The organism is Pseudomonas sp. (assembly GCF_030698175.1).
Lineage (GTDB): Bacteria > Pseudomonadota > Gammaproteobacteria > Pseudomonadales > Pseudomonadaceae > Aquipseudomonas.
In genome coordinates this window covers 131034-147026 of sequence record NZ_JAUYNT010000015.1, presented here as the reverse complement: position 1 = coordinate 147026, position 15993 = coordinate 131034, and the positions used below count along the sequence as shown (strand labels likewise).

Sequence of the window (15993 nt, the reverse complement as noted above, 5' to 3'; positions counted from 1 at the left end):
AGACTGTCGTTAATGGAAACTTCGTCAATGGACCCGTCTGCAATGGGCATAGCTGCAAAAATGTTGCGCATCTTACTGATCAATGACACCCCGAAAAAAGTCGGCCGCCTGCGCGCCGCGCTGATCGAAGCCGGCTTTGAGGTGATCGACGAATCGGGCCTGATTATCGACCTGCCGGCGCGGGTCGAAGCGGTGCGCCCGGATGTGATCTTGATCGACAGCGACTCCCCGGGCCGCGACGTGATGGAGCAAGTCTGCCTGGTGACCCGTGATCAGCCGCGGCCGATAGTGATGTTTACCGATGAGCAAAACCCCGACGTGATGCGCCAGGCGATTCAGTCGGGAGTGAGCGCCTACATCGTTGAGGGGATTCAGTCGCAGCGCCTGAAACCGATCCTCGACGTGGCCATGGTGCGTTTTGAAAGCGACCAAGCCCTGCGCGCCCAGCTGAACGCCCGCGACCAGCAAATGGCCGAGCGCAAACGGGTCGAGTTGGCCAAGGGCATGCTGATGCAGATGAAAAACTGCAACGAAGAAGAGGCCTACACCCTGATGCGCCGCCAAGCCATGAGCCGCCAACAGAAGCTGATTCAAGTGGCCGAACAAATCATCGCCATGAACGATCTGCTCGGTCAGTAAGCGCCTGCACCCGCTGCTCGCCAGTTGTAGGGTGGGCTTCAGCCCACCGCCCAGCGCAAAGTTCTTGGTGGGCTGAAGCCCACCCTACCCATCCCCCAACATTCAATCCGGGCACCTCGACAACCACGCCACGCCCACGTATCTTCGCCACTGGCCAGTGCACTGGCCAACGTCGCTCGGACGGTTCCGGGCGCTTACGTCTTCGAGGTTCACATGGCCGAACAGCCTTCGCCGCGCCGCTTTGCGCGCATTGATCGTCTCCCCCCTTACGTCTTCAATATCACCGCCGAACTGAAAATGGCTGCGCGCCGGCGTGGCGAGGACATTATCGACTTCAGCATGGGCAACCCCGACGGCCCCACGCCGCCGCACATTGTCGAGAAAATGGTGCAAGTCGCCCAGCGCGAAGACACCCACGGCTACTCCACCTCCCGCGGTATTCCACGCCTGCGCCGGGCGATTTCACGCTGGTACAAAGACCGTTATGCGGTGGAGATCGACCCCGACAGCGAAGCCATAGTCACCATCGGCTCCAAGGAAGGCCTGGCACACCTGATGCTGGCCACCCTCGACCATGGCGATACGGTGCTGGTGCCCAACCCCAGTTATCCGATTCATATCTACGGCGCGGTGATCGCCGGCGCCCAGGTGCGCTCGGTGCCGCTGATTCCGGGGGTGGATTTTTTTGCCGAGCTGGAAAAAGCCATCCGCGAAACCATTCCCAAACCGAAGATGATGATCTTAGGCTTTCCCTCCAACCCCACCGCCCAGTGCGTGGAACTGGAGTTCTTCGAGCGGGTGGTGGCGCTGGCCAAGCGCTACAACGTGCTGGTGGTGCATGACCTGGCCTATGCCGACATCGTCTTCGATGGCTGGAAGGCACCGTCGATCATGCAAGTCGAGGGCGCCAAGGACATCGCCGTGGAATTCTTCACCCTGTCCAAGAGCTACAACATGGCCGGTTGGCGCATCGGCTTTATGGTCGGCAACCCGGAGTTGGTCAACGCCCTGGCGCGGATCAAGAGCTACCACGACTACGGCACCTTCACCCCGCTGCAAGTGGCCGCGATTGCTGCGCTGGAGGGCGATCAAACCTGTGTGCAGGAAATCGCCGAGCAATATAAGCAGCGCCGCGATGTGATGGTGCGCGGCCTGCACGAAGCCGGCTGGATGGTCGAAAACCCCAAAGCGGCGATGTATATCTGGGCCAAAATCCCCGAACCCTACGCCCACCTTGGCTCTTTGGAATTTGCCAAAAAGCTGCTCAGCGATGCCAAGGTATGCGTGTCACCGGGCATCGGCTTTGGTGACTATGGCGACGATCATGTGCGCTTCGCCCTGATCGAAAACCAGGACCGCATCCGCCAAGCCGTGCGCGGGATCAAAGCCATGTTTCGCCACGATGGCTTGATCGGCAAGCCGGATGCGCGCAAGCCAACTGAAGCTCGCGACTAACTAATGCCACCCATTCGCGCTGCCGCCTGGCAGCGCGATTCACCCCGCCCCAACTTAGCCCGTACTTCCCGCCCACAACGCACCACGCCATTGCGTGCATGTCCATGCATTGCACCAAGGCAATTCAATCCGCTGCTCGCAGCCCGCGCAACAACACGCATAAAGCCCTTCGCAAAAAACATCTAACTAACTGTTTATAAACATAAAATAAAATACTTTTAAGACTTGGCAAGGGCTTTGCAGTTGCTCCACTACCACGTCTTAGGATCGCCAACGGCGGTGATCGGGACGAACTGACAAAGACGTCAACGGTAGCCACCTCTGCTTGCAGAGAGGCCTACCCGCGACGTTTTTTTTGCTTCTGACCGTGAGGATTAACCATGCGCAGCACTCGTAATCGCCGTAGCTTTATCAAGTCCGCGTTGGCCAGCCTAGGTTGCGCCGCCCTCTTCAGCCTGAGTCCTTTGGCCGCCAGCTTTGTACAAGCCGCCGATGCGGAAAAAGCCGAACTCAAGCTCGGCTTTATCAAGCTGACCGACATGGCCCCGCTGGCCATTGCCTATGAGAAAGGCTATTTCGAAGAGGAAGGCCTGTACGTCACCCTTGAGGCCCAAGCCAACTGGAAGGTCTTGCTCGACCGGGTGATCAGCGGCGAACTGGACGGCGCGCACATGCTCGCCGGCCAACCCTTGGGCGCGGCGATCGGCTTCGGTACCCAAGCCAAAATCGTCACCGCGTTTTCCATGGACCTGAACGGCAAAGGCATTACCGTCTCCAACGATGTCTGGAAGGAGATGAAAAAACACCTACCGATGATGGCCGATGGTAAGCCGGTACACCCGATTAAGGCCGATGCCCTAAAGCCGGTGCTTGAGCAATACAAGGCCGCTGGCAAACCCTTCAATATGGCCATGGTGTTCCCGGTTTCCACCCACAACTACATGCTGCGCTACTGGCTAGCCGCCGGCGGCATTAACCCCGGCCTGTACGCGCCAGCCAAAGGCGACACCAGCGGCAATCTGAATGCGGACGTACTGCTCTCGGTTACCCCGCCACCGCAAATGCCCGCCACCATGGAAGCCGGCACCATCAGCGGCTATTCCGTCGGTGAGCCGTGGAACCAACAAGCCGTCACTAAAGGGGTTGGCGTGCCGATTGTGGCTGACTCGCAAATCTGGAAGAACAACCCCGATAAGGTCTTTGGCGTAACCCAAAACTGGGCCGAAGAAAACCCGGAAACCCATAAGCGCCTAGTCAAGGCGCTTATCCGCGCCGCCATGTGGCTGGACGCCGATAACAACGCCAATCGCATGGAAGCGGTCAATATCATCTCGCGGCCTGAATACGTCGGTGCCGATGCCAAGGTTATCGCCAACTCGATGACCGGCACCTTTGAGTACGAAAAAGGCGATAAGCGCGCCGAGCCCGACTTCAACGTGTTCTTCCGCCACAACGCCACCTACCCGTTCTACTCCGACGCCATCTGGTACCTCACACAAATGCGCCGCTGGGGCCAAATTGGTGAAGCCAAGCCAGACAACTGGTACTTGGAAACCGCCAAAAAAGCCTACAAGCCTGAGGTGTATCAGCAAGCAGCCGCTGAACTGGTCAGCGAAGGCAAAGCCAAGTCGAGCGATTTCGTGGCTGCTAACGAAGAAGGCTTCCGCGCCCCAAGCAGTGACTTTATCGACGGTCTGACCTACGACGCGCGTAAGCCTAATGCCTACATCGAGCAATTCAAGATCGGTTTGAAGGGCAATGAAACGCCGTAACCCTTCAGCGAGTTAATAGCTCTGCCGTAAAAAACTGCTGAACCTGTGGCAGCCGGAGCCCCGGCTGCCCATTCCAGAGAGGACAAGACGATGAGCAACCCAGCCGTCGCCGAAACAATTCAGAACACCCTTAAAGCCGCTCGGCGTGAACGCCTTAAGCGCGTGCTGCCGGGCATCATTATGCCGCTGGTAGGGATTCTGGCCTTCTTGCTGTTCTGGCAACTGGTCGCCAGTAACATTCACACCAGCCTCGGCCAGTTCCCAGGACCTGCCCAAGTGGCCAGCCAATTTAACGGCTTGATCGATGCGCACGTGGCCGAGCGGCACAAAGCCGTGATTTTCAAAGAGCGCCAAGCCGCACGCAATGAAGCTCTACTGGCCAAAGACCCAAGCGCAACAATCAGTCGCGCCGCCTACACCGGCAAGCCAACCTTCTTTAAACAGATCTTCACCAGCCTCTATACGGTGCTGAGCGGTTTTCTGCTGGCCTCGCTAATCGCCGTGCCGCTGGGGATTGTCTGCGGGTTAAGCAAAACCATTTACACCGCCATCAACCCGCTGATTCAGATTTTCAAACCCATCTCGCCGCTGGCCTGGCTGCCGCTGGTGACCATCGTAGTCAGCGCCGTGTACACCAGCCAAGACCCGCTACTGGCCAAGTCTTTCATTATCTCGGCGCTGACCGTGGCGCTGTGCTGCCTGTGGCCGACGCTGATCAACACCACCGTCGGCGTCGCCAACCTGGATAAAGACATGCAAAACGTCAGCCGCGTGCTGCGCCTGTCGCCCATCAGCCATGTTCGCCGCATCGTCATTCCGGCGGCCATACCGATGATTTTTACCGGCCTGCGTTTGTCGCTGGCCACCGGCTGGATGGTGCTGATCGCCGCCGAAATGCTGGCGCAAAACCCAGGCTTGGGTAAGTTCATCTGGGATGAATTCCAAAACGGCAGCTCCGACTCCCTGGGGCGGATCATGGTTGCAGTGATCGTCATCGGTCTGATCGGCTTTGCCCTCGACCGCCTGATGCTTGAACTCCAGCGTTATGTCAGCTGGGACAAAAATGCCGACCTGCGCTAAGTCTAACTATCCACTCCCAACTATCCACTCCCAGGATCTCAGGAGCCTGCCATGAGCACTGCTACCCACCTTGAACTGTCCAATGTCGGCATTAGTTTCCCCACCGACAAAGGCCTGTACTGCGCCTTGCAGGACGTTAATTTAAAGATCACCAAGGGCGAGTTTGTCTCGCTCATCGGTCACTCCGGCTGTGGTAAATCCACCGTTCTCAACATCGTCGCCGGGCTTTACCAAGCCAGCACCGGCGGGGTGATTCTCGATGGCCGCGAGGTTAACGAACCCGGCCCGGAACGCGCCGTGGTGTTTCAAAACCACAGCTTGCTGCCCTGGCTGAGTTGCTACGAAAACGTCGAACTGGCGGTGCGCCAAGTATTTAAAGGCAGCAAGAGCCGGCGCGAGATGCGCGAGTGGATCGAGCACAACCTCAGCCTGGTGCAGATGATGCACGCCAAAGACAAACGCCCCAGCGAGATCTCCGGCGGCATGAAGCAACGCATCGGCATCGCCCGCGCCCTGGCCATGCAGCCCAAGGTGTTACTGATGGACGAACCCTTCGGCGCACTGGACGCCCTCACCCGCGCCCACCTGCAAGACTCGCTGATGGAGATTCACGCCGACCTGGGCAACACCGTGATAATGATCACCCATGATGTCGACGAAGCCGTATTGCTCTCTGATCGCATCGTGATGATGAGCAACGGCCCGGCCGCCACCGTCGGCGATATCTTGCAGGTAGATTTGCCACGGCCACGCAACCGCATGGAGTTGGCCCACGACCCGCGTTATCACCACTACCGCGCCGCCGTGCTGGAGTTTCTGTATCAGCGCCAGCACCGCCCGGCAGCCTAGCGCTGTGGGGATTCACCTGGCAGGTGTTGCCGTCTGGCTGCGCCTGCCTCTGCCAAGCTGGGTAAGCCCTGGCAGAGCTGGTAAACTCGGGCCATCTGAGTCTTGCCGAGAGCTACAACGTGGAACTGTTTAAAGAATTCATCTTCGAATCCGCACACCGCCTGCCCCATGTTCCAGCGGGGCATAAATGCAGTCGCCTGCATGGCCACTCGTTTCGCGCCGCGATCTATATCGAGGGTGACGTTGACCCTTACACCGGCTGGATTCGCGATTTCTCCGAGATCAAGGCGATCTTCAAGCCGATCTACGAGATGCTCGATCACAACTACCTGAACGAGATCCCCGGCTTGGAAAATCCCACCAGCGAAAACCTCGCCAAGTGGATCTGGCAACAACTCAAACCGCTGCTGCCAGAACTGTCACGCATCCGCATCCACGAAACCTGTACCAGCGGTTGCGAGTACCGCGGCGACTAACAGGCCGTTGAAAAACTACCTGCGTTGCCGATACGGCGTTAAAAACAGGCTCGGACTGCTCATTTACAACTCGTAAACTCCGCGTCCTCGCCTGTTTTTGCCTTGTCTCGGCTGCCTCGCCTACATTTTTCAACGGCCTGCTAAGCGCCAACTGAGCAACACGCCAGGCAGCACAGCAAACCACCTACGGGTGGTTTTGTCGTTTCTGGGCAGCCAAACTTTTGGCTGGATTAGCGCTTTTGCACGCCCACACGCAGCTCACCACGGCAAAAACGTGATGCATGCGGCACCTGCACCCAGGTGGCCGCGCTACTCTCCCTGGCACTTGCGTACAACAATAAAAATAATGCCCACAGGTGCTGCCCATGGACTGCCAAGAAACTCGCGCGGGGGTACTGCGCGAAGACTTGCTGCACTTGCTTTGCCGCGCACAAGACTTCCCCCTGACCCTGCTGCTGGCGCCGGCCGGCTCAGGGAAATCGACGCTGCTGAGCCACTTTCGCGCCAGCCACAACGCTCGCTTGGTGGCCTATTACCCGATCCAGGTCGGCGATAACGACCCGCAGCGGTTCTTTCGGCGCCTGATCGAATGCATCCGCGCCCAGGTCAGTGACTTCGATTTTTCCTGGTTCAACCCGCTGGAAACCAGCCAAGCCCCGGTACTGGTCGGGGAGCGCCTGGCCGAGGCCTTGGCGCGGATCGACGCAGGCCTGTACCTGCTGCTGGACGACTTTCAATCCATTCACCAGCCGAGCATCCTCGAGGTGATCGCCGCGTTGCTGGAGCAATTGCCGAGCAATATTCGGCTGATTATCTCCAGCCGCAAGCACCCAGGTTTCGCCCTCAGCCGGCTCAAACTCGACAATCAATTGCTCTGCATCGACCAGCACGACCTGCGCTTGTCGGCGGCGCAAATTCAGCAACTCAATAGCCATTTGGGTGGGCCCGCGCTGCCAGAAAACTACATCGCTAACCTGCTGGAAATGACCGAAGGCTGGGTCGCTGGAGTCAAGCTGGCGCTGCTGGCCTACGCCCGTACCGGCACCATCGCCTTGCAACGTTTTAACGGTAGCCAGCCGGAAATCGTCGATTACTTTGGTCATGTGGTGTTCAAGGATTTAGCCCCGCCACTGCGCGAGTTTTTACTCTGCAGCGCGATTTTTGAATGTTTTAACGGCCCGCTCTGCGACAACGTATTGCAACGTACCGACTCGGCGCTGCTGCTGGAGCAATTAGCCGAACGCGAGTTATTTATGCTGCCGGTGGAAAACCAGCCCGGTTGGTTTCGCTATCACGCCCTGCTGCATGACTTTTTAAACAGCCGCCTGGCCATCGAACAACAGTCACTGATCGCCCAGTTGCACAGCCGCGCCGCCGCCTATTACATGGCTTGTGGCAAGCAGGATCAGGCCATGCAGCATGCCCAACGCAGCGGCGACCAGCCGCTGTTTGAGCAGTTGCTGGCCAGCAGTTGTGCGGCGTGGATTCCGGCCGGGGAATTTGGCGAGATCATCAAATGGGTCGAACCGCTGGCCGAAACCACCCTGCTGGCCAACCCCAGGCTATTGGTGCCGCTGATCGGTGCCCTGACCCTGTCGCGGCGTTTTCACCAAGCCCGCTATTACTTGGAAACCCTCAAGAGCCTGCCGCCCATGGCCAATGGTCAACCATTGTTTGAGCCGCTGACTGAACAGTTTCTGTGGCTGAACCTGCAGCTGTTTCAGCACGATCAGGATTTTCGTCTCAGTCAAGACTGCAGCGCCCTACTCGCCCCCGGCGTGCACCGCGGGATACGCGCCGTGAGCCTGACGATTATTGCCTATCACCACTTGATCGATGCCCGCCTGGAAACCGCCATTCGCTTTGCCAGCCAAAGCAAAGAGCTGCTGGCACAAAGTGGGCACAGTTTTTTTGAAAGCTACGCCGACCTGATTATCGCCCTGTGCAACCGCTACGCCGGGCGCACCAGCAGCGCTCGCAAAGAGGTCTACAGCGACTATCAGCGCACCGACCAAACCTCGCCCGCCTGGGTCAACCGCGCCACGGCCATGGTGGTGTCGCTGTATGAGCAGAACCAGCTCGGCGCGGCGCAACAGCTCTGTGAAGACTTGATGGCAATGGTCAACTCCTCCTCGGCCACCGAGGCGATTGCCACCGTGTACCTGACCCTGTCGCGGTTGCTGCATCAACGTCAACAGCTGGTGCGGGCCAGTCGCCTGCTGGAGCAACTGGCGAATATCTTGCAGCTGGGCAACTACGCCCGCTTCGTCAGCCAGTTGGCGCAAGAGCAGATCCGCCAAGCCTATCTCAGCGCCAATCAGCCGGCTTTGCAGGCCCTGGCCCAGCGCTATCAGTTGGCCGAACGGCTGGCCGCCGGCGACTGGGAAAGCACCCGCAGCTATGACGAATGCTGGGAGCGTTACGGTCTGGCGACCGTGTACTGGTTACTGGCCCGGGGCGCCAAGGGCCGGGCGGTACGCATTCTCAAGGTGTTGGCCGAGTCGCTGCGCCTGAGCGAGGTCAAGACCCGCGCGCTGATCATCGAGGCCAATCTACTGGCGCTCAATCCTCAGCAGCAAACCAGGGAGCTGCAAGTACGCGAGCTGCGCCAGCTGATCGCCCAATACGGCATCAGCAATTTCAGCCGTTCGTTGTATGACGAAGCGCCAGGCTTCGGCGCCGAGTTACTGCGCTTGAATCCACAGCAGCTGATGGATATTCCAGACAAATACCGCGAGTCCTATGCCGAGTTTTTCCTTGCCGAACGCCCAGCAACCAAACCCTCGGCCGATGTGACCAGGCTGCTGACCGACAAGGAGAGTGAAATCTTCAACGGCCTGCTAAACGGCTTATCCAACAGCCAGATCAGCGCGCAAACCGGCGCGGCGCTGTCGACCACCAAGTGGCACCTGAAAAACATCTACGCCAAATTGAATGTCGCCAACCGCACCGAAGCGATTCTCTGCGTGCAACCGCGCACAACATAAAATCAGGCGATGTACCCGTTATGCATTGCAAAGCGCAGATTCGCTAGCTGCTGGGTTACCAGCGTACTCACGCGTACTTCGCGGTGCCCTTGGTTACAAAAAGCCGCTCCTACACAAGCCCAGCACCTGTAGCGATGTGATCAGATGCCCCACCTGTAGGAGCGGATTTATCCGCGATAGGCCGGTGCAGACAGCACAAGCATCGCGGCTAAAGCCCCTCCCACAAGGCTGCCGGCGTTCAACAATTAACGGGTACATAGGCCCGCCCGGCTTACCGATTTCTGCCCCCAACCCCTCCCAAGGAGGGGGCGAGCAGCCGCTCACCTCTACTAAGCTCGCGACCGTTGCTGCTCTGGGTAGCAATCACGCGTGCAAGACCAAAATAATAAAGAGGAGAGATTGCCATGGCTGTTTGGGTTACTTGGCCGGCTTTAACCAAGCTGGGAACGTTGGGCATATTCGCCGGCCTGCTGACATTGAGCATGGAGCGCGAAGCGCTGCTGAAAAACAACCTGTTTGACGTCGATGATTATCCACGCGCCAACAAAGACATCACCTGCGACGACCGCAGCAAAACCGTGCGCACCGAAGACGGCACCTGCAACATCCTCAGCAACCCCGCTGAAGGCTCGGTGCATCGGCGTTTCGGTCGCAACGTCAATCCGGCCATCACTTATGGTGAAGGCAGCAAGGGCACTTTGCTGATCCCCAACCCGCGCGACGTCAGTAACACCTTGCTGGCGCGCGACAGTTTCAAGCCTGCCACCAGCTTGAACTTTATTGCCGGCTCGTGGATTCAATTTATGGTCCACGACTGGGTCAGCCACGGGCCGAACTCGGTCGGCGACCCGATCCAAGTGCCGCTGCCCGCCGGTGACGTTTTGGGCTCAGGCAGCTTATCGATTCAGCGCACCCAAGCTGACCTAGACCGCACCCCCGCCGATGCTGGCAAGCCACCCACCTATCGCAACGTCAACACCCACTGGTGGGACGGCTCGCAGCTGTACGGCAGCAGCAAAGAAAGCAGCGACAAAATTCGTTCCTTCGTCGATGGCCGCCTCAAGGTCAACGCAGACAACAGCCTGCCAACTGAGCTGATCAGCGGCAAGCCAATTACCGGCGTCAACGACAACTGGTGGCTGGGCCTGAGCATGCTGCACCAGTTGTTCACCCTTGAGCACAACGCCATTGCCGGCAAACTCAAGCAGGCCTACCCGGCGCAGACCGACCAGTGGATTTACGACCACGCCCGCCTGGCCAACGCCGCCTTGATGGCCAAGATTCACACCATCGAGTGGACCCCGGCCATCATCGCCAACCCAGTCACCGAGCGCGCCATGCATGCCAACTGGTATGGCCTGTTGGGCGACGGCGGCCCACGGGACAAATACCAAGAAGAAATTCGCAAAGTACGGGCCGACTTGGAAAAATCCGACTCCTTTATCGCGCGTATCCTCGGCATTGACCCAAATGCCTCTGACGGCGCCGGCAGCTCAGCCATCTCCCATGCCCTAGCCGGCATCGTCGGTTCGGCCGCGCCAAACAACCACGGCACGCCTTACACCCTGACCGAGGAATTTGTCGCGGTGTACCGTATGCACCCACTGTTGCGCGACAAAGTTGACGTCTACGACATCGGTGCCAACGTTGCCACACGTTCGATTCCCTTCGAAAACACCCGCGACCGCGATGCGCAAAGCATCATCAGTACCGAGCGCACTGACCGCCTGTGGTACTCCTTCGGCATCACCAACCCCGGTGCCCTGACCCTGCACAACTACCCGAATGCGCTGCGTAACTTGTCGGTGCCGCTGGTGGGCAATATCGACTTAGCCACCATCGACGTAGTGCGTGACCGTGAACGTGGCGTGCCGCGTTACAACGAGTTCCGGCGGCAGATCGGCCTCAATCCGATCACCAAGTTCGAGGACCTGACCAAAGACCCAACCACCCTCGCCCAGCTCAAGCGCCTGCACAGCAACGACATCGAGCAGATCGACACCATGGTTGGCCAACTGGCTGAAACGGTGCGCCCTGAGGGCTTCGGTTTTGGTGAAACGGCCTTCCAAATCTTCATCTTGAACGCCTCGCGCCGCTTGATGACCGACCGTTTCTACACCTCTGACTACCGCCCAGAAATCTACACCCAAGTGGGCATGGATTGGGTGGAGAACACCAGCATGGTTGACGTGCTCAAGCGCCACAACCCTGAGCTGGCCACCAGCCTCAACGGGGTTGAAAACGCCTTCAAACCTTGGGGTTTAAATATCCCAGCCGACTACCAACGCTGGCCGGCCGCCAGCAAACAGGAGAACCTCTGGGTCAACGGCGCCCTGCGTACCCAGATCGCCGCCGACAAACTGCCCGCGCTGGAAAAAATCGACATCGGCGGCTTAATCAGCACCATCCTCTGGAAGAAGGTTCAGGACCGCAGCGACGTGGCCCCAGCCGACTACAAAAAACCGCTGCATGCGCACGGCGTAATGGCCAAGGTGAAGTTTGCCGCAGTGGCGGGCAACCCTTACACCGGGTTGTTCCAAGGCGCCGATAGTGGCTTGCTACGTTTATCCGTGACCGGCGATCCTGCCGACCGTGGCTTTGCTCCGGGCCTGGCCTGGAAAGCCTTCGTCGATGGCAAACCTTCGGAAAACGTCTCAGCGCTTTACACCCTCAGCGGCCAAGGCACTAACTACAACTACTTCGCCAACGAAATGTCGCAGTACGTGGTGCCCGAGGTTAACGAGTCGCTGGGCACCACAATTTTGTTCTCGGCGGTAAGCGCCAAGCCGACATTGTTGAAGCTCAATGACATGGCCGAAGTCAGCCAGAAAGGCACTGTTGTAACCACGCCCAAGTCCCCGACGCAGATCTACTTCGTGCCCCGTGTCGAGCTGAAGACCCGTTTCTCCAGCGCGCCCCATGATTTCCGCACGGACCTGCTGACCCTGACCGCCGGCACCAAGCTGTATGACGTGTACGCCACCGCGATGGAGATCAAAACCTCGATCATCCCATCGATCAGCCGCACCTACGCCAGCCAGCGCCGCAACAGCGCGATCAAGATCGGCGAAATGGAACTGACCTCACCAATGATCGCCTCCACCTTCGGCGACAGCGGCGTGTTCTTCAAACACCAGCGCAACGAAGACAAATAAGCGCAAGGCTTAACCGCAACAGCAAAAACGCCCAGGCAAATGCCTGGGCGGTTTTTTTGTAGGCTGGAAAACCGCGAAGCATTCTCCATCAGAGAACCTCCAGGCTACCTGGCTGCAGGATTGCCAGCGTACTCACGCTTGCTTCGCGGATAAATCCGCTCCTACACAAGCCCGACACCTGCAGAATTTTTATCGGCTGCCCCCCCTGTAGGAGCGGATTTATCCGCGAATGGCCGGCCCAGACACCACCAACATCAAGCTAATGTCCTCTTACGCAAGGCCACGCTCTGTTTTTTTGAGTCGTCGAGAAAAATGGCTGAATCGGGCCTAATTCAGACCTTCCCTAACTACTACCGAAGCCTTAGATGTGAGAACGACCGGGGTAAGCTGGACTTTTCCGAAGCCTTTTACTGCTACGATCACTAATAAAGCTCCCATGATAGTAATCCAAGTGACTTTATTTCCGAATGTGAGGTAGTCCAAAAGCATTGTGATTACTGGAACCATGTAGAAAAGTACGCCGACCTTGCTTGCTGAATTTTTCGCAAGCATACGGAATAAAAGTAATACGGCCAATGTTGATACTACAATCGTCATCCATGTGGCTGAGACTATAAATGTGGGAGTTAAGTTAAGTTTTATCTCGGTGAAAGGGAGTAGTAATAGAAAAATGCAAGACGCGGTCAGAGCTTGGTAGAAAGCTGCGATAACAGGATCAATTACGGACTTCTTCTGCATAACTGAACCGGCGCTTATAGCTATGACAGATATCAGGCCGAAGAACAGTCCAGGCATGGTTACGGCACCAAGGTCGCGCGCCCCAAAAATAGCGATTGTCAAACCTGTCAATCCAAGAAGTAAATAAAAATATCCTACTTTGCCAATTTTTTCATTCGCGAATATCGGAGTTAAAATTGGTTGAAGGCCTAAAATTATTGCAAGAACCCCTGGAGTTAATTTGTAGTTGAGGGCTAAAAAGTAAGCCGTCTGATAGCCTACTTGCAACAAGACACCAATCAGTATTGCTCGTAGCAGCAAGCGTTTTGGCAGTAGCAATGTCTCTTTTAATCCCCGCTCGCCTGCAATTAAGGCGCATACGATAATCAGCGCCAAACTAGCACCTACGGAGCGTATAGTGAGGAATACGAAAACAGATGCATCCTCAAGCCCTAGCTTGACGAATATGGCTCCGCTACTCCACATTAAGAGAAATAGTAATGGTGAATATTTTTCTAAAGTGTTCATAGCGGAGCTCCAGATTACACGTTTCAGTCGTTTATTGTGTAGCGCTCACCCATGTCTCTTTTCTCAATAAGATATCGGCGCAAAGACTTAGCCTTTTTGATGATTTCGCCATTGTTTGCTTGCTCTGCGGCGCTAATTATCCAGTCATAGCAAGATGATACTGGCAAATCATAAATAAAATGATATTTGGAAAGGGCAAATATTATGTCTTTGAAAGTAAAGCGATTGAGAATTTTTGAGGTCGCGGCAATTACCTCTTTTTTATTGATATCTGAGAAGGGTTCGCGTTTTATATGGAAGGAATTGCGATAGGGGTCAAGCGAGGAAGGGGCAGCAAAAATATCGGTATATTCAAACTCGCCCTCATACATGAAGTCCAAGCAGAGAAACATACGGCTTTTCAGTCCGAAATTCACAGCTGCATGGCTGATCCCCGCGTCCAAAAACCAGACTTCACCTGCCATCATTTGGAAAACGCCACGCTCGTCAGAGTGGAAGGCTTCGTCGTTATTCTCAAGGGCTACGAAAACCCGGAAGTAGGTTGTCGCTTTATCAAGCTCAACAAAGTCGCGGTGCGGTATAACCAAACCGTCGACGAGGCTTCTAGCGCGGATCATTTTGAGGTTGTCGAGTTTAAAATGCTGCGATACCAGATTTTGGATGCCCGGGCACAGCTTCGCATGTTCAGTAGGAAAGCATTGATCGGTATTTCTGTATTGAGTGTCCGATGCGTCGCCGCTTGCGTTATAAATAGAAAGGTTTTTCCAATACCCTTGGCCAAACTCATCATATTCTTCAGGCTGCTTAGTGACCGAGTTAAGATAGTTAACGTCGATTTCTAAGTCGTAACCACTGATGTTGATTTTTCCGATAATCTTTGACGCCATCATTTGACTCCCTATTAATTTAGGCCTCAATAGTAAGTCATAGATTGACTAGCTACGCGTTAATAATTATGATATGCCCTATCTCGGAATGTGATAGTGGATTATCAAAATGAATTTGGACATGAATCAGCTACGTGCATTTGTCACCGCTGCCGAGCTTAAAAGTTTTTCCAAGGCATCCCAGAAGTTATGCCGCGTCCAATCTGCTATCAGTCAGCAAATACAAAAACTTGAAGGCCATCTAGGTTCAGATCTTTTCGTTAGAGGTAAGCGAATGCTGGAGCTGACTGCTCATGGCGATAGCATGCTTGCTTATGCAATAAAAATCTTGGAAGTTAATGATCAAGCAGTAGCAAAGTTAACTGATAAATCTTACAATGGTGTAGTTAGAGTTGGGACGTCTGATACTTACGCATCTAACTACTTCTCGGAAATTATAAAGTGTTGTGCAGACCGCTTTCCCGATATTGAAATCGAGGTGCATTGCGGATACAGCAGTCAAATTTGGCAGAGCTATGAAGCTGGCGAGCTTGATGTTGTGCTGACGCAGGGATGCCCGTCGAGCGTACCGTCGGAACTCCTTCACTCAGAATCCCTGAAATGGGTTTGCACTTACGAGAGCAAAATTGTTGAAAAAAATCCTGTCCCTCTAGCGCTTTTTACTAAGGGCTGCGGAGATAGAGACTTAATATTAAACGCTTTAAATCGAGTCAAAAAGGCGTACCGGATAAGTTATCATAGTACAAGCCATGCAGGGATTCTCGCGGCCTTGTCGTCTGGCTGTTATGTATCTGCTGTGTTGTTGAGCACTGTTCATGACGAGCTTCGTGTGTTGGGAGAGTCTGAAGGCTTTCCACTAATAGGTAATTTAGATATTTCGCTTGCCTATCATGATAAATCGAAAGGCTCACTCTCAAGTTTATTTGCGGATATATCGAGGAGCTATTTTCAATCATTAAGTGCGGGCCATGTTATCTGTTCAACCAAGCGTGCGTGCGCGACTTGATGTACAAAAAATAATTCGCCGCTTTTTGGATTTACCTGTGAGCTGAGCAATAATTCAGCTGTCCGCCTTCGTGCTTGGGGAAGGCAAAGCGAACGCCCTCCATATTTAGGTATAGGGTGTACTGTGATGCCAGCTCGGAGATTCGAGAGAGGGGAGGTGTATGAGCGTCTTCATTAGTCGGTAGTTTGCTGTTGCACCAGGCGGTAGCTCTTTGTAGGAGGTTTGCGGCGCTCAACACTTAACGGGTACATAGCCAATCGAAACAGCCTTGGGCGGGTGAATAGCGTTGCGGCGTTCGGGCGCGGTATTAAAGCGACGGCAAGGCTTCGCGGGCGGCAGCCGTTCCATACGGCGCAGCGCATTTCCCACATCCATGAGGGTCCTAAAGCCTTCAACAAAAGCCCCGCCAAGCAAAGTCCTCCAGCAAAGTCCCGCCAGCACA

At 55.8% G+C, this 15993-nt stretch carries 11 protein-coding genes; 9 read left to right on the top strand and 2 right to left on the bottom strand.

All coding sequences use genetic code 11. From position 1 onward, the window contains the following. Positions 1–60 precede the first annotated feature (60 nt). The 8 genes from Q8R10_RS07270 (at position 61) to Q8R10_RS07235 (ending at position 12413) form a co-directional block, all read left to right on the top strand. A complete protein-coding gene (locus Q8R10_RS07270) occupies positions 61–639 on the top strand; it encodes an ANTAR domain-containing response regulator (RefSeq protein ID WP_305652400.1) in 579 nt (192 codons plus the stop codon). Between the two features lie 213 nt (positions 640–852). Next, a complete protein-coding gene (alaC, locus tag Q8R10_RS07265) occupies positions 853–2094 on the top strand; it encodes an alanine transaminase (RefSeq protein ID WP_305652398.1) in 1242 nt (413 codons plus the stop codon). A 380-nt stretch (positions 2095–2474) separates the two neighbouring features. Then, positions 2475–3866 (top strand): CmpA/NrtA family ABC transporter substrate-binding protein, encoded by a 1392-nt coding sequence (locus tag Q8R10_RS07260; RefSeq protein ID WP_305652396.1) that lies wholly within the window; start codon positions 2475–2477, stop codon positions 3864–3866. A gap of 90 nt (positions 3867–3956) precedes the next feature. Beyond that, positions 3957–4946: an ABC transporter permease gene (locus tag Q8R10_RS07255; protein ID WP_305652394.1), complete on the top strand. Its 990-nt coding sequence runs from the start codon at positions 3957–3959 to the stop codon at positions 4944–4946. A gap of 51 nt (positions 4947–4997) precedes the next feature. Continuing rightward, complete coding sequence (locus tag Q8R10_RS07250) at positions 4998–5795, top strand: ABC transporter ATP-binding protein (RefSeq protein WP_305652392.1); 798 nt, start codon at positions 4998–5000, stop codon at positions 5793–5795. A gap of 119 nt (positions 5796–5914) precedes the next feature. Beyond that, the gene (queD, locus tag Q8R10_RS07245; RefSeq protein WP_305652390.1) at positions 5915–6271 is read left to right on the top strand and encodes a 6-carboxytetrahydropterin synthase QueD; all 357 of its coding nucleotides are present in this window, start codon (positions 5915–5917) and stop codon (positions 6269–6271) included. 365 nt (positions 6272–6636) lie between these two features. Then, positions 6637–9258, top strand: coding sequence for a LuxR C-terminal-related transcriptional regulator (locus Q8R10_RS07240; RefSeq protein WP_305652388.1), 2622 nt, complete (start codon positions 6637–6639; stop codon positions 9256–9258). A gap of 404 nt (positions 9259–9662) precedes the next feature. Then, complete coding sequence (locus Q8R10_RS07235) at positions 9663–12413, top strand: peroxidase family protein (protein ID WP_305652386.1); 2751 nt, start codon at positions 9663–9665, stop codon at positions 12411–12413. 327 nt (positions 12414–12740) lie between these two features. Here Q8R10_RS07235 and Q8R10_RS07230 read toward each other — a convergent pair whose 3' ends face one another. Both Q8R10_RS07230 and Q8R10_RS07225 read right to left on the bottom strand, forming a co-directional pair. Then, a complete protein-coding gene (locus Q8R10_RS07230) occupies positions 12741–13658 on the bottom strand; it encodes a DMT family transporter (protein WP_305652384.1) in 918 nt (305 codons plus the stop codon). Positions 13659–13681: 23 nt separating this feature from the next. Beyond that, entirely contained in the window at positions 13682–14545 is an 864-nt protein-coding gene (locus tag Q8R10_RS07225; protein WP_305652382.1) for an aspartyl/asparaginyl beta-hydroxylase domain-containing protein, read from the bottom strand. A gap of 121 nt (positions 14546–14666) precedes the next feature. Between Q8R10_RS07225 and Q8R10_RS07220 the strand changes: the two genes are divergently transcribed. Then, complete coding sequence (locus Q8R10_RS07220) at positions 14667–15551, top strand: LysR substrate-binding domain-containing protein (RefSeq protein ID WP_305652380.1); 885 nt, start codon at positions 14667–14669, stop codon at positions 15549–15551. Positions 15552–15993 lie beyond the last annotated feature (442 nt).

Bases quoted from the DNA above. Each gene is read 5' to 3' on its own strand.
- Q8R10_RS07250 (WP_305652392.1), top strand. From the start codon at position 4,998: ATGAGCACTGCTACCCACCTTGAACTGTCCAATGTCGGCATTAGTTTC.
- Q8R10_RS07235 (WP_305652386.1), top strand. From the start codon at position 9,663: ATGGCTGTTTGGGTTACTTGGCCGGCTTTAACCAAGCTGGGAACGTTG.
- Q8R10_RS07225 (WP_305652382.1), bottom strand. From the start codon at position 14,545: ATGGCGTCAAAGATTATCGGAAAAATCAACATCAGTGGTTACGACTTA.
- Q8R10_RS07240 (WP_305652388.1), top strand. From the start codon at position 6,637: ATGGACTGCCAAGAAACTCGCGCGGGGGTACTGCGCGAAGACTTGCTG.
- Q8R10_RS07220 (WP_305652380.1), top strand. From the start codon at position 14,667: ATGAATCAGCTACGTGCATTTGTCACCGCTGCCGAGCTTAAAAGTTTT.
- Q8R10_RS07255 (WP_305652394.1), top strand. From the start codon at position 3,957: ATGAGCAACCCAGCCGTCGCCGAAACAATTCAGAACACCCTTAAAGCC.
- Q8R10_RS07230 (WP_305652384.1), bottom strand. From the start codon at position 13,658: ATGAACACTTTAGAAAAATATTCACCATTACTATTTCTCTTAATGTGG.
- Q8R10_RS07270 (WP_305652400.1), top strand. From the start codon at position 61: ATGTTGCGCATCTTACTGATCAATGACACCCCGAAAAAAGTCGGCCGC.
- Q8R10_RS07260 (WP_305652396.1), top strand. From the start codon at position 2,475: ATGCGCAGCACTCGTAATCGCCGTAGCTTTATCAAGTCCGCGTTGGCC.
- alaC (WP_305652398.1), top strand. From the start codon at position 853: ATGGCCGAACAGCCTTCGCCGCGCCGCTTTGCGCGCATTGATCGTCTC.